Here is a 13,805-nt window from a genome sequence, read left to right as displayed (position 1 = left end):
TGGTCATCCGGATCCTGGCCCTGACCTGCGTGATCTGGCACAACGACAGGACCGGTCAGACGGTCAAACGGTCACTGATCGCATACGACCACTGACCCAGCCGGAGGGCTTGGAATCAATCATCTAGACCGGGGGGAGGGCGGGAGCGAGGCGGCGGGCCTCGGCGACGAGGTCGAGGAGGTCGCCGACCAGGGCGGGCGGCGCGGCGACGAAGCTGCGGTCCTCGGGCGGTCCCTCGGCGGACGCCTCGAAGGGCCTGCCGTCGAACCCCCGGATCTCCACCCCGGCCTCCCGCGCGATCAGCGCACCGGCGGGCAGGTCGAGACCCTCGGCGTGATAGCCGATCATGCCGTCGATGTCGCCGCGGGCGAGCATCGCCCAGCACAACAGCGGCGCCCACAGCTGGAGCACCCGCCGGGCGCGGACCTCCATCGTCATCCTCAGCGACCGCGCCGCCCGGTCGCGCCGGGAGACCCCGTGGCCCTGCGTCCAGCCCAGCACCGGGCCGTGCGGGAGGTCCCGCCGCGGCGGCCCGGTCAGCCGCCCCGCGGGCCCGGACGCCCCCGCGTCGCGTACGGCCGACCAGGTGTGGCCGGACACCGGTTCGTGTACGACGCCCACCACCGGGCGGGAGCCCGCGCACAGCGCCAGGCCCACGACGTACGCCGGGAGGCCGATCGCCACGTTGTTGGTGCCGTCGAGGGGATCGACCAGCCAGGTCCACCCTCCGCCCGCCGGGTCGTCCCCGGGGCGGCCCGCGGGCGGGCCGGGATCGGATCCGGCGTGGACCCCCGACTCCTCGGCCACGATGCGGTGGGCCGGGAACGCCGCCCGGACACGTTCGATGATCAGCTTCTCGGCGGCCAGGTCGAGGTCGGTCACGACGTCGCCCGACGCGCCCTTCGGCCGGGCGACGGCCGCGCCCGGCACACTCTCCCTGAGCATCGACCCGGCGGCCAGGGCGGCCTCCACGGCTATCCGCCTTGCGTGTTCGAGGTCCACAGGCTTCTCCTGGCCAGCTCGGCGGCACGTGCGGTCTCGGCGGCGTCGAGGCGTTCCCGCCTGACGTGGTGGAGGGGCGTGGCGAGCGGGCCGAGCGACAGGTCGCCCCGTTCCGGCCTGACACGGCCGAGGGCCACCGTGGCGGCCTCGCCGTCCTCGGGGATGACGCTGCTGTGGAAGGCGCCCGCGACGAGCGTGTAGGTGTCTCCCGCGCCGAAGAGATCGGCGCGCCCGGGGGCGTACCTGACCGTCCTGCCGGTGGGCCGCAGGACGTCGCCCTCAGGGGTGCTGACCACCTCGAACACGCGGTGGGTGGGGGACTCGGCCGTGTCGGTCAGCGCGGCGTGGACGTTGCGCACCTGGCCGTACAGGACGTGGCTGATCAGGTCCCAGCTGTGGCAGTGGATCTGCGAGGTGGTGCTGCGCGCGGGCCGCGCGGCGGAGGTCCAGATGTGCACGCACACCCCGATGCCGCCGTCGCGTTCCACGGGCAGGCAGAGGAACCCGAGCGGATGCCGCACGCCGAGGACCGGGGTGCCGCCCGCCGCGATCTCGGTGAGCACGCCGAGCGCCCACTCGCGGGCGTTCCCGCCCGTCAGCACGCCGAGCACCTCCCGATATCTCATGGCCGGCGGCTCACGGCGCGTACGGGTCCTTGGCGCGCAGGGCCTTGCGGGTGACGTCGACCACGTCCCGGTCGGTGAACGACTTGGGCAGGGGCAGCTCGACGCCGTCGAACAGCCTGCGCACCTCCTCGACCGTCGGCTCGTCACTCAGCTGCACCGACCGGTAACGGTCGATCGGCAGGCGGCGGGCCTGCTCGAAGCTGGTGCGCAGCTCGGCGCCGCAGCTTCCGTAGAAGAACGAACCGCTGTAGGCGATGATCGCCCGGTTGGGGTCCTCGGAGGTCATGATGAGGGCGTGGTCCGACATGTCCCAGCGGAAGGTCGTCATGACCGGGGACAGCCCGACCGCGATGTCGAGCAGGCCGTACCGCTGGCGGTACCAGAACGCGGCCAGGACGCTCGCGTACGACTCCTTCCTGGCGCGTTCGGTCGTCCACATCTCGCCCGTGCCGTCCGGGCGGTCCGACAGCGACCTGCGGTAGTGCGCGTAGCTCTCGCACACCGCCTCGTCGGTGGGGTCGATGATCTCCATCCGGATCGTGAGGTGCCGCCGGTCGCGCCGCGCGGCGGCCACGCACTCGGGGAGCGTGACGGCGCGCATGTAGGTGCCGGTGCCGCCCTTGAACGTCCAGTGGTCGGTGCCCCGCCGCGCGTCGGCGTGCGCCTGGGCGATCTCGTGCCGGCTGCCGAGGATGCGGATGACCGCCATGTCCTCCAGCGCCCTGCGGGTGCCCGCGACCAGCTCCTCCAGCTGGTCGAGGCGCCCGAGACGCTCGGGCAGCCGCGCCAGGACGCCGGAGGTGGCGTGCATGGCCTCCTCGACCGGCTCCTGCCGGGCGCGGTCACGCAGCAGCGCGGTCGCCACCAGGGCCAGGACGACCAGCGTGGTACCGCTGACGAGCTGCGACTTGACCTTGTCGGACAGCACGTCGTCGGGCAGCACGCCGAGCACGCCCACCACCACGGCCAGCACCAGGGCGATGGCGCCGTCGACGTTCTTGCCGGCCCACGCGGCGGCCTGGCCCACGGCATCTCGCAACCCCGCCATAGGTCCGCCCCGCCATCCCGTGCTTGCCGGCATCCCGTGATCCCCGGCTGGCATCGTAACGAGAGCGTCATGCCCCGGCAAAGGTGCGGCGGGGTGACGTGCGGCTGCCCCTCGCGCCAGGCCGTGAGCGGGATCCCGGCGTGCGGAGGGGACCGGAAATGTCGGTGGCCGCGCGTAGGTTATGGAGGTGTGAACGGCGGCGGGCCGGGCGCGTCCCCGGTTCCCGCCCGGTGGGCGGGGCGAGCGAGGAGCTGAGCGGCGATGACATCCATGATGGACCTGAAGCGCAGGGTCGCGCCCTTCCAGGTCGTCACCGACATGACGCCGTCCGGCGACCAGCCCACGGCGATCGCGGAGCTGGAGCGCCGGGTCGACGCCGGGGAGAAGGACACGGTCCTGCTCGGCGCGACCGGCACCGGCAAGACGGCCACGGTCGCGTGGCTCATCGAGCGGGTCCAGCGGCCGACGCTGGTCATGCAGCCGAACAAGACGCTCGCCGCCCAGTTCGCCAACGAGCTGCGCGAGATGCTGCCGAACAACGCGGTCGAATACTTCGTGTCGTACTACGACTACTACCAGCCCGAGGCGTACGTCCCGCAGAGCGACACCTACATCGAGAAGGACTCCTCGATCAACGAGGAGGTCGAGCGGCTGCGTCACTCGGCCACCTGGTCGCTGGTGTCCCGGCGCGACGTCGTGGTGGTCGCCTCGGTCTCCTGCATCTACGGCCTGGGCACCCCGCAGGAGTACGTCGACCGGATGGTCAAGCTCAAGGTCGGCCAGCAGATGGACCGCGACCAGCTGCTGCGCAAGCTCGTCGACATGCAGTACGCCCGCAACGACCTCGCCTTCACGCGGGGGACGTTCCGGGTGCGCGGCGACACGGTCGAGGTCATCCCGGTCTACCAGGAGCTGGCCGTCCGCATCGAGATGTTCGGCGACGAGATCGAGAAGCTGGCGACGCTCCACCCGCTGACGGGCGAGGTCGTCGCCGAGGACGAAGAGCTGCACATCTTCCCCGCGTCGCACTACGTGGCCGGCCCCGAGCGGATGGAGCGGGCCATCGGCGGCATCGAGGCCGAGCTCGCCGAGCGGCTGGCCGAGCTGGAACGGCAGGGCAAGCTGCTGGAGGCCCAGCGGCTGCGCATGCGCACCACCTACGACATCGAGATGATGCGCCAGGTCGGCACCTGCGCCGGCATCGAGAACTACTCCCGGCACATCGACGGACGTGGGCCCGGGACGGCGCCGCACACGCTGCTCGACTTCTTCCCCGACGACTTCCTGCTCGTGCTGGACGAGTCACACCAGACCGTCCCGCAGATCGGCGCCATGTACGAGGGAGACGCCTCCCGCAAGCGGACCCTCGTCGACCACGGGTTCCGCCTGCCGTCGGCCATGGACAACCGCCCGCTGAAGTGGGAGGAGTTCCTGGAGCGCATCGGCCAGACCGTCTACCTGTCCGCCACCCCCGGGCCGTACGAGCTGGGCCGCAGCAAGGGCGACGTGGTCGAGCAGGTCATCCGCCCCACCGGCCTGGTGGACCCCGAAGTGGTCATCAAGCCGACCAAGGGCCAGATCGACGATCTCATGGAGGAGATCCGGGCCCGGGCGGAGCGGGACGAGCGGGTCCTGGTCACCACCCTCACCAAGAAGATGGCCGAGGACCTGACCGACTACTTGCTCGAGAACGGCATCCGGGTCCGCTACCTGCACAGCGAGGTCGACACGCTGCGCCGCATCGAGCTGCTGCGCGAGCTGCGGATGGGCGAGTTCGACGTGCTCGTCGGCATCAACCTGCTGCGTGAGGGCCTCGACCTGCCCGAGGTGTCGCTGGTGTCGATCCTCGACGCCGACAAGGAGGGCTTCCTGCGCTCGGAGACCTCGCTGATCCAGACCATCGGCCGCGCGGCGCGAAACGTGTCCGGCCAGGTCCACATGTACGCCGACAAGGTCACCCCGAGCATGGAGCGGGCGATCGAGGAGACCAACCGGCGCCGGGCCAAGCAGGTCGCCTACAACGAGGCCAACGGCATCGACCCGCAGCCGCTGCGCAAGAAGATCGCCGACATCCTCGACAGCCTGGTCCGCGAGGACGCCGACACCGCCCAGCTTCTCGGCGGGGCCGGGCGTCAGCAGTCGCGCGGCAAGGCGCCGGTGCCGGGGGTCGCGTCCCGCGGCGCGGGCCAGCACGCGAAGGCGATCGCGGGCGAGATGCCCCGCGCCCAGCTGGAGTCGCTGATCGAGTCGCTCACCGAGCAGATGCACACCGCCGCCGCCGATCTGCAGTTCGAGGTGGCCGCCCGGCTGCGCGACGAGATCAAGGAGCTCAAGCGGGAGGTCCGCGACATGCGCGAGGCGGGCGTGAAATAGCCCCGCCCCGCGGCCCGCAGGATGCCTCGGCGTCAGCTGTAGGCGGATGGCGCGGGTTCCCGGGTCGATCCTGCGCGCCGCGCCGCGCGGCGCCAGCGCCATCCGGCGGCAGTAACTCTCGTACGGCTGCCCGGTGACGCTCTGGATGACGACGCCGAGAAGATCGCAAGCGCGTAGTTGATGTTGTTTTGAACTCCTCCCCGGCCTGAAGGCCGGAGATTTTCCCGTCGTGTCGCGGTCAGGCGGCGTGCGGGGGTTGACGCTTCGCGGACCGGGCAGCCCCGAGGTCTCCACGTCCGGACACCGCAGTTCCTGCGGCGTTGCGTATGTTGATCGCGGCGTTGGTGTCGGCATGGCCGGTCCAGCCGCACGCGGGGTTGGCGCACGAGTATCGGGTGCCGTCGCGGGAGGCCGGGTCGCGGTGGCCGCACCGGTGGCAGGTCTGTGACGTGCCCGGGGCGGGGACCTTCACTACAAGGCCGCCGCGATCACGGGTTTTGTATTCCAGCAGGGTGACGGTGCGGCCCCACGCCTGGCCGGTGATGGCGCGGTTCAGTCCGGCCTTCTGCCGCACGTTCCGGCCGGGGCGTTCGATCGTGCCGGTGGCGGAGCGGACCATGGTTGTGATCGTCAGGTCTTCCACCACGACCACGCCGAAGGTGCGCGCGAGTTCGGTGGTGGTCTGGTGCTGCCAGTCGACGGCCCGGCGCTTGGCTGTCGCGCGGAGCCGGGCGATCCGGTCATAGGTGCGGGCCAGCCGTTTGGACGCAGGCCGGCCGGGAGTGCGCGTGCGGCGCTGGCGGGCCGAGGTCTTCTCCAGCCGGCGCAGGCGTTGTTGCTCGCCGTCGCGCAGCCAGGGCCCGTGCTCGCGCATGGTGCCGTCCGACAGGGCCAGGGCGACGGTGATCCCCCGGTCGACCCCTGCCACAGGGCCGGGGTGCGCGGCCGGGGCCGCCGCGACCACTGCTTCGGTGCGGAACACGATCTGCCACCCGAAGGCGTCCTTGACCAGGCGTGCTCCGGTGATTCGCCCGGCGGGGCCGCCCCTGGTGACGCCGGGCAGATCCTTGGTCCACCGGAACCGCACCCGCCCGACCTTGGGGAGATTGACCGCGCCCCACCGCCGGTTCAGCCGGGCGATGTTCAGGTCCCGCCCCTGGGGGACATCCACCGCCGGCCGGGTCCGCGACCGGATCTTGAACGTGGGCCGCCCGGCGGGGTGGCCGGGGTTGAAGAAGTTCGCCCACGCCTGCCGGTAGGTTCTCAGCACCGCTTGGGCCGCCGGGGCGGGCAGTCGCCTCATCCAGTCGATCTCGCGGCGGGCCTGCCGGATCGCGGTGTCGCAGTCCTTGACCGAGGCCAACCGGCCCTGCCGGAAGGTGCAGTACTCGTGGAGCAGGTTCCACAGCGCGCGGGCGGTGTGGGCCTGACCGTCCAGCACCGCCACCTGGGCGGCGGTGAGGTCGAGTCGCGCCACGTGCGCACGCGACTGCCTGGTCAGCTCCACGCCCTGATCGTATCCCTCGGGTTTACGCCGCCGTGACGAAATCACCACCCTGAGTGGCCCCGGTGTACGCACCGGACGCCATGGTGCCCAGCCCTCCACATCCACATGGTGTTCGTGGCGAAGTACTGGCGTGGAGCCTTCACTGACCCGATGCTGGTCCCGTCGCGAGGAACTCATGCGCGAGGTTTACGCCGGCTTCGATGTTGAACGTCGCGAGTTCAACGGCGAACACGACCACGTCCACCTAATGGTCCACTACCCGCCGAAGGTCGCCCTGTCCACGCTCGTCAACTCACTGAAGGGCGTCTCGGTGCGGATACTCCGCAATGAATACAGCGCTCACGTCCGCCAGTACCTGCGGGGCGGGCATTTCCGGTCCGGCTCCTACTTCGCCGGAAGCGTGGGCGGCGCACGAGGGGCACGGTTACTGACGCCGTTGGCTGGTCATCAACTGGCGCAGCGCGGCGTCGATGCGGTCATAGACTCCCGCCCGGGCGTCGGCATGGCGGATGCGGGACCGCCGAAGTCTGGACAGAAGCGCATCGCCGGGGACATGGAGCCGGGGTCGTCCGTTGAGGGGGAGGCGGGAGTTTCCCGCCGCATCGAGGAGGTGGCTCATGTTCGCGGCGCTCACCGGGCTCGGGCTGTCGACCGCGGCCGGGCTCAACGCGTACATCCCGTTGCTGCTCGTCGGCGTGCTGGCGCGCGTGACCGACGCGGTACGGCTGCCGCACGAGTACGCCTGGCTGTCCGACACCTGGGTCCTCGCGATCATCGCGGTGCTGCTGGTCGCCGAGTTCGTCCTCGACAAGGTGCCGGTGGTCGACCACGTCAACGACATGATCCAGACGGCGGTGCGGCCGGCGTCCGGCGGGGTGGTCTTCAGCGCCACGGCCGCGGCGGCGAAGCTCGACGACTCGGCCTGGATGGCCGATCACCCGGCGGTGGGCTGGATCCTGGGCATCGCGGTGGCCCTCGCCGTACATCTGCTGAAGGCCGGGGCCCGGCCGGTGGTCAACGCCACCACGGCCGGCGTGGGCGCGCCGGTGGTGAGCACGGTCGAGGACGTCGGCTCGCTCGGGATGAGCCTGATCGCGATCTTCCTGCCGGTGCTCGTCGTGGTGGCGCTGGCCGTGCTGGCGTTCGTCGCCTGGCGGGTGCTGCGCCGCGTACGAAGGTTCAAGGAGGCGCGCCGCGCCCGGGCGGCGTCCCCGCCTGTCTGACCCGTGCCGCCTGTCTGACCCCGTGCCGCGCCCGGACCTGTCCGGACCCCGCTCCGACAGGCGCGAGCCCAGGCCGTCGCAGGGCCGGTGCCGGGCGCGAACCGGTCGGAGGACAGGAGTCAGCCCATGAACTGGCTCAGGTCCAGGTCGATGTCCACGTCGAACCCGGCGTACGTGACGAGGCGCTTGCGGTGGATGCCCGTCGGCACGTACGCCTTGACGCTCGGCTCCAGCTCGAACGTGTACGCGACGGCGTGCTGGTCCTCCTGCTCCACCCGCCAGAGGTATCTGATGCCGGCGTTCGAGTACTTGATCGGCTTCGTCAGCCGGTCCCTCTCCGCCGACTCGGGCGACACCACCTCGACGACAAGGTGGACCTCCTCCGGCCGGTACCAGGTCCTCCGCAGGTCGGAGAGCGCTTCCCGCCTGAGTACAAGAACGTCGGGTTCCGGTCGCTGGCGCGGCCCCAGTGTTATCGACATCTCCCTGGCGACCGCGAGATGACTCGGCGGCTGGATTCCCTGGTCACGGTCGGTCAGCAACGTGACCATGAGGGCCCCGTCGATCAGTTCGACGTGGCGGGGCGTGCCGGGGGGAAGGTGATCGAGCATGTCGGCGGTCCACCCGCCGGGCGGGCCAGGGTAGAACCACTCGGGCAGAGCCATCGCCGTTCCGTGCCCCTCCTCGCTCACAGGACGATCGCCTACCATCACGATCCTGGCACGACACGTGACCAGGAGTGATCGGTTTCGGGAGGCCTCCAGTCGTCCGATCCGGTCGTGGGCGAGGGTGCGCGTACGTCGGCCGCCGGGCGCTCGTACTCGCCGCGGGGTGTGGCGGGCCGTGCGGATCGCCGCCGTGGAGGGGTGGGTCAGGACATAGGGGCCGGGCTGCCTGCCGGATGCGGTGGGGAGAGCGGGGTGCGGGCGATCGCGGAGGGGCTGTGCCAGCCGAGGCCGGGGGAGTGCCGGCGGACGACCTTGGCGGGCACGCCGGCGATCACCGAGTGGTCCGGGAACTCGCCGCGTACGACCGCGCCGCCCGCGACCACCGACTGGCGGCCGATCCGGGTCCCGGGCAGGATGATCGCCCCCGTGCCGATCCAGGACCCCGAGCCGATCGAGACCGGCCTGTTGCGCGGCCACTGGCGGCCGATGGGCGTCTCGGGGTCGTCGTACACGTGGTTCTGGTCGGTGATGTAGACGTAGGGGCCCGTGAACACGTCGTCGCCGATGTCGATCGACTGGTGGCCCACGATGTGGCTGCCCCGGCCGATCGAGCAGCCTCCGCCGATCCGGACGATCGAGTCGGGGCCCAGGTCCACGCCGGGCCCCATCCCGGCGGAGATCGAGACTCGCTCCCCGACCAGCGTGTGCGGTCCGATCTCGATCCACTCCTCACCGAAGATCGCGCCCTGGGGGAACGAGATGCACACTCCCTCGCCGAGGCTGCGGAACCGGTATGCGCCGGTGGCGGCGGGGGTCACCGCCGCCGCCTCCCGCACGTAGGGCCACCAGCGGTGGACCATGCGGCCGACGGCGCGCTTCACGAACGACATAACGCGACAAGTTACCGCTTGGTCGTCTTGTCCCGCTATTGCGGATTAGTGCACGTGACAAGCCCAATGTTGCCCAGCGTTTGATATTCTGAGAGCCCGTGGGCAGGCGGCGTCCATCCGGAGCGCCGGTTCTACAAACGACCACGGGAGTGTTCCTTGCGCAGCGCCGCACAAACCAAGCATCTGTTCGTCACCGGCGGCGTCGCCTCCAGTCTCGGCAAGGGGCTCACGGCCTCCAGCCTCGGGCGCCTCCTCAAGCTACGCGGTCTCCGCGTCACGATGCAGAAGCTCGACCCCTACCTGAACGTCGACCCCGGCACGATGAACCCCTTCCAGCACGGCGAGGTGTTCGTGACGGACGACGGCGCCGAGACCGACCTCGACGTCGGCCACTACGAGCGGTTCCTCGACACGGAGCTGCACGGCTCCGCCAACGTCACCACCGGCCAGGTGTACTCCAACGTCATCGCCAAGGAGCGGCGCGGGGAGTACCTGGGCGACACCGTCCAGGTGATCCCGCACATCACCAACGAGATCAAGGACCGCATCCGGGGCATGGCGGGCCCGGACGTGGACGTGGTCATCACCGAGGTGGGCGGCACGGTCGGCGACATCGAGTCGCTGCCGTTCCTGGAGGCAGTCCGGCAGGTCCGCCACGAGGTCGGCCGCGACAACGTCTTCTTCCTGCACGTCTCCCTGCTGCCGTACATCGGCCCGAGCGGGGAGCTGAAGACCAAGCCCACGCAGCACTCGGTCGCCGCGCTGCGCAGCATCGGCATCCAGCCCGACGCGATCGTCTGCCGGTCCGACCGCCCGATCACCTCCTCGCTCAAGCGCAAGATCAGCCTGATGTGCGACGTGGACGAGGACGCGGTGGTCTCGGCCGTCGACGCCGCGTCGATCTACGACATCCCGAAGGTGCTGCACACCGAGGGGCTCGACGCGTACGTGGTGCGCCGGCTCGGCCTGCCGTTCCGCGACGTGAACTGGACCGAGTGGGACCAGCTCCTGCGCCGGGTCCACCGGCCCGCCAAGGAGGTCACGATCGCGCTGGTCGGCAAGTACATCGACCTGCCCGACGCGTACCTGTCGGTGACCGAGGCGCTGCGCGCGGGCGGCTTCGCCAACGACGCGCGGGTCAACATCCGCTGGGTCAAGAGCGACGACTGCGAGACCCCCGAAGGCGCGGCCCGCGAGCTGGACGGCGTCGACGGCGTGCTGGTCCCCGGCGGTTTCGGGGTGCGCGGCATCGAGGGCAAGGTCGGCGCCATCCGGCACGCCCGCGAACGGCGCGTCCCGCTGCTCGGCATCTGCCTCGGCATGCAGTGCATGGTCATCGACGCGGCCCGCCACCTGGCCGGGATCGAGGACGCCGACAGCACCGAGTTCGACGCCGAGACCGCCGACCCGGTCATCTCGACCATGGCCGACCAGAAGGACGTGGTCGCCGGCGAGCGCGACATGGGCGGCACGATGCGGCTCGGCCTCTACCCGGCCAAGCTCACGGACGGCTCGCTCGCCCGGCGCCTGTACGGCAAGGCGAAGGTGGAGGAGCGGCACCGGCACCGCTACGAGGTCAACAACTCCTACCGCGATCAGCTGGAGAAGGCCGGCATGGTGTTCTCCGGGCTGTCGCCGGACGGCCGCCTCGTGGAGTACGCCGAGCTGTCGACCGACCTGCACCCGTTCTTCATCGGCACGCAGGCGCACCCGGAGTTCCGCTCCCGGCCGACCCGGTCGCATCCCCTGTTCACGGGTCTGGTCCAGGCCGCCCTCGAGTACGCGGGCGAGCGCGAGAACGCGGCGAAGGCGGGACGGGCCAAGTGAACGCGGAGAACACGGGGACCGTGGAGGATTCGGTGAACGTGGAGGACGTCGAGGAGTCCTGGAACGTCGTCGCCACCACCCGGCACTTCGCCGGGCGGGTCATCTCGGTGCGCACCGACACCGTGGAGATGCCCGGCGGCGTCGTCGCCGACCGCGACTACGTCGTCCACCCCGGCTCGGTCGCGGTGGTCGCGCTGGACGACGAGGACCGGGTGCTGCTGATCCGCCAGTACCGCCACCCGATGCGGCGCCTGATGTGGGAGCTCCCGGCCGGTATCCGGGACGTGCCGGGGGAGCCGCTGGTGGAGTGCGCGGCACGTGAGCTCGCCGAGGAGGCCGCCTACCGGGCGCGCACGTGGCACACGCTGGTCGACCTCGCCACCTCGCCCGGCATGTCGGACGAGCGGATCCGGATCTTCCTCGCCCGCGACGTGGAGCCGATCCCCGACGAGGAGAACACCTACGTGCGCGAGCACGAGGAGACCGACATGCCGGCGGTCTGGATTCCCCTGGTCACGGCGGTCGAGAAGGCGCTGAGCGGAATGATCCACAATTCTCCCGCCGTCGCCGGTATCCTCGCGGCGTACGCTGCTTCCGCCGACGGATTCAAGGGCCTTCGTCCCGCCGGTGCGCCGGAGGCATGAGTCCGTAGGAGACGTCCTGAGCGAGCCCGAGGCGGTGCTGTCCAGTTACCTCGCCCATCTGGCGGTGGAACGGGGGCTGTCTGCCAACACGCTCGCGTCCTACCGGCGGGACCTGCGCCGATACGTCGAGTACCTCCGGGCGCGCGGACTGGAGACGTTCGGGCAGGTCGCCGAGGCGGACGTGGTCGCCTTCCTCGCCGCGCTGCGGGAGGGCGACGACGACCACCCCGCGCTGGTCGCCAGCTCGGCCGCCCGCGCCGTGTCGGCCGTTCGCGGCCTGCACCGCTTCGCGCTGCGGGAGGGCGTGGCCGGGCACGACCCGGCCCACGAGGTGCGCCCGCCGCGCCAGCTCCGCAGGCTCCCCAAGGCGATCACCGTGGCGGAGGTGGAGCGGCTCATCGCCGCGTGCGGGCCGGAGGACGCCCCGCTCGCCCTGCGCAACCGGGCGCTGCTGGAGGTCCTGTACGCCACCGGCGCCCGGATCTCCGAGGCGGTGGGGCTGGCGGTGGACGACGTGCCCGCGAGCCACGCCGGGGGCCGTCACCTCGGCCTCGACAGCGGCCAGGACCACGACCAGGTGCGGCTGCGCGGCAAGGGCGGGCGGAGCAGGATCGTGCCCCTCGGCCGCTTCGCCCGCCAGGCGCTCGACGCGTACCTGGTAAGGGCGCGGCCCGGGCTCGCCGCGCACGGCCGGGGCACCTCCGCGCTGTTCCTCAACGCGCGGGGCGGGCGGCTGACCCGGCAGGGCGCGTGGGAGGTGCTGCAGCTGGCGGCGGAACGGGCCGGGCTGTCCGGCGTATCACCGCACATGTTGCGACATTCGTTCGCAACCCACCTCCTCGACGGCGGAGCCGACGTTAGGGTTGTCCAGGAGTTGCTCGGCCACGCCTCGGTGACCACCACGCAGGTGTACACCTTGGTGACGGTCGACAAGCTCCGCGAGGTCTACGCGGCGGCGCATCCCCGCGCCCTGCATTGAGGCACGCATCCGCGGACGCGTGGCGCGCCGCCTTGCCGCATACGTGCCGACCCTTTAGATTCGATCAGGTTCGAGGCCGTCAGGGGAGGACCAACAGGTGACTGCGACCACAGAGCCGACGTGGACCGCGAGGTCTCCAGGCGGTGCGATCGGGCCTACCGGTCGTCCCACCCCCGTGTTCCCCGATCCGACACCGCCGGAGTCCCACGGACCCGCGCGGATCGTCGCGATGGTGAACCAGAAGGGCGGCGTCGGCAAGACGACGACCACCATCAACCTGGGCGCCGCGCTCGCCGAGGTGGGCCAGCGGGTGCTGCTGGTGGACTTCGACCCGCAGGGCGCGCTGTCGGTGGGGCTCGGCATCGACCCCCGGCCGCTCGAGGCGACGGTCTACGACCTCATCATGGAGGAGCCGGACGTCACCGTCGAGGACGTCCTGCTCGACACCACCGTCGAGGGCATGCAACTCCTGCCGAGCAACATCTTCCTGTCCGGCGCGGAGATCAGGCTCGTCAACGAGGTCGCGCGTGAGTACGCCCTCCAGCGGGCGCTGGAGCCCCTGCTGCCGCACTACGACATCTGCCTGATCGACTGCCAGCCGTCGCTCGGCCTGCTGACGGTCAACGCGCTGACCTGCGCGCACAGCGTGATGATCCCGCTGGAGTGCGAGTTCTTCGCGCTGCGCGGCGTGGCGCTGCTGATGGAGTCGATCGGCAAGGTCCAGGAGCGGCTCAACAAGAGCCTGGAGATCGACGGCCTGCTCGCCACCATGTACGACCCCCGGACGCTGCACGCCCGCGAGGTCCTTTCGACGATCATGCAGGGCTTCGGCGACAAGGTGTTCCACACCGTCATCAACCGTACGGTGCGGTTCCCGGACGCCACCCTCGCGGGTGAGCCCATCACCCAGTTCGACCCCGGCTCGATGGGCGCCACCGCCTACCGCGAGCTGGCCCGTGAGCTGCTGGCCAGGTGGCCCGCCCGCGTCTGACCATGACGATGTAGGTGCCGGCGCTCG

12 protein-coding genes and 1 pseudogene are annotated in these 13,805 nt (G+C 71.0%); 7 read left to right on the top strand and 6 right to left on the bottom strand.

Annotated features, from left to right (window positions below; translation table 11 throughout):
- Positions 1-123 precede the first annotated feature (123 nt).
- The 3 genes from HHX33_RS29390 to HHX33_RS29380 are packed head-to-tail and all read right to left on the bottom strand — an operon-like array spanning position 124 to position 2,676.
- Positions 124-1,002 (bottom strand): inositol monophosphatase family protein, encoded by an 879-nt coding sequence (locus HHX33_RS29390; protein ID WP_182877430.1) that lies wholly within the window; start codon positions 1,000-1,002, stop codon positions 124-126.
- The gene (locus tag HHX33_RS29385; protein WP_182877429.1) at positions 975-1,628 is read right to left on the bottom strand and encodes a hypothetical protein; all 654 of its coding nucleotides are present in this window, start codon (positions 1,626-1,628) and stop codon (positions 975-977) included. Before HHX33_RS29385 ends, HHX33_RS29390 begins: the two co-directional genes overlap by 28 nt.
- 10 nt (positions 1,629-1,638) lie before the next feature.
- The gene (locus HHX33_RS29380) at positions 1,639-2,676 is read right to left on the bottom strand and encodes a hypothetical protein (RefSeq protein WP_220502332.1); all 1,038 of its coding nucleotides are present in this window, start codon (positions 2,674-2,676) and stop codon (positions 1,639-1,641) included.
- Between the two features lie 261 nt (positions 2,677-2,937).
- Between HHX33_RS29380 and uvrB the strand changes: the two genes are divergently transcribed.
- Entirely contained in the window at positions 2,938-5,049 is a 2,112-nt protein-coding gene (gene uvrB, locus HHX33_RS29375) for an excinuclease ABC subunit UvrB (RefSeq protein WP_117409008.1), read from the top strand.
- A 238-nt stretch (positions 5,050-5,287) separates the two neighbouring features.
- Here the strand turns inward: uvrB and HHX33_RS29370 are convergent, their stop codons facing one another.
- On the bottom strand, positions 5,288-6,556 hold the full coding sequence (locus tag HHX33_RS29370; RefSeq protein ID WP_310741575.1) for a transposase: 1,269 nt from the start codon (positions 6,554-6,556) through the stop codon (positions 5,288-5,290).
- Between the two features lie 105 nt (positions 6,557-6,661).
- Here HHX33_RS29370 and tnpA point away from each other — a divergent pair.
- Together tnpA and HHX33_RS29360 are read left to right on the top strand one after the other, a co-directional pair.
- Positions 6,662-6,968: pseudogene (gene tnpA, locus HHX33_RS29365) on the top strand (IS200/IS605 family transposase); the annotation flags it as partial.
- A gap of 205 nt (positions 6,969-7,173) precedes the next feature.
- Positions 7,174-7,779 carry a DUF4126 domain-containing protein gene (locus tag HHX33_RS29360; RefSeq protein WP_117409010.1) on the top strand — a complete coding sequence of 202 codons (606 nt, stop codon included), beginning with the start codon at positions 7,174-7,176 and terminating at the stop codon, positions 7,777-7,779.
- 119 nt (positions 7,780-7,898) lie between these two features.
- Here HHX33_RS29360 and HHX33_RS29355 read toward each other — a convergent pair whose 3' ends face one another.
- Together HHX33_RS29355 and HHX33_RS29350 are read right to left on the bottom strand one after the other, a co-directional pair.
- Entirely contained in the window at positions 7,899-8,444 is a 546-nt protein-coding gene (locus tag HHX33_RS29355) for a Uma2 family endonuclease (protein WP_182877428.1), read from the bottom strand.
- Positions 8,445-8,650: 206 nt separating this feature from the next.
- Positions 8,651-9,337, bottom strand: coding sequence for an acyltransferase (locus HHX33_RS29350; protein WP_182877427.1), 687 nt, complete (start codon positions 9,335-9,337; stop codon positions 8,651-8,653).
- A 156-nt stretch (positions 9,338-9,493) separates the two neighbouring features.
- Between HHX33_RS29350 and HHX33_RS29345 the strand changes: the two genes are divergently transcribed.
- The 4 genes from HHX33_RS29345 to HHX33_RS29330 all read left to right on the top strand — a co-directional run bounded on the left by HHX33_RS29345 (position 9,494) and on the right by HHX33_RS29330 (position 13,778).
- A complete protein-coding gene (locus HHX33_RS29345) occupies positions 9,494-11,164 on the top strand; it encodes a CTP synthase (RefSeq protein ID WP_117409012.1) in 1,671 nt (556 codons plus the stop codon).
- A gap of 32 nt (positions 11,165-11,196) precedes the next feature.
- The gene (locus HHX33_RS29340) at positions 11,197-11,808 is read left to right on the top strand and encodes an NUDIX hydrolase (RefSeq protein WP_310741574.1); all 612 of its coding nucleotides are present in this window, start codon (positions 11,197-11,199) and stop codon (positions 11,806-11,808) included.
- A 16-nt stretch (positions 11,809-11,824) separates the two neighbouring features.
- Positions 11,825-12,787, top strand: coding sequence for a site-specific tyrosine recombinase XerD (locus HHX33_RS29335; RefSeq protein ID WP_182877438.1), 963 nt, complete (start codon positions 11,825-11,827; stop codon positions 12,785-12,787).
- Between the two features lie 97 nt (positions 12,788-12,884).
- Positions 12,885-13,778: a ParA family protein gene (locus HHX33_RS29330; protein WP_396785947.1), complete on the top strand. Its 894-nt coding sequence runs from the start codon at positions 12,885-12,887 to the stop codon at positions 13,776-13,778.
- Positions 13,779-13,805 lie beyond the last annotated feature (27 nt).

This window comes from Microbispora sp. H10670, assembly GCF_014161385.1.
GTDB classification, from domain to species: Bacteria; Actinomycetota; Actinomycetes; order Streptosporangiales; family Streptosporangiaceae; genus Microbispora; species Microbispora triticiradicis.
Note: the sequence above shows the minus strand (reverse complement) of the source record. Positions and strands in the feature narration are given on the sequence as shown.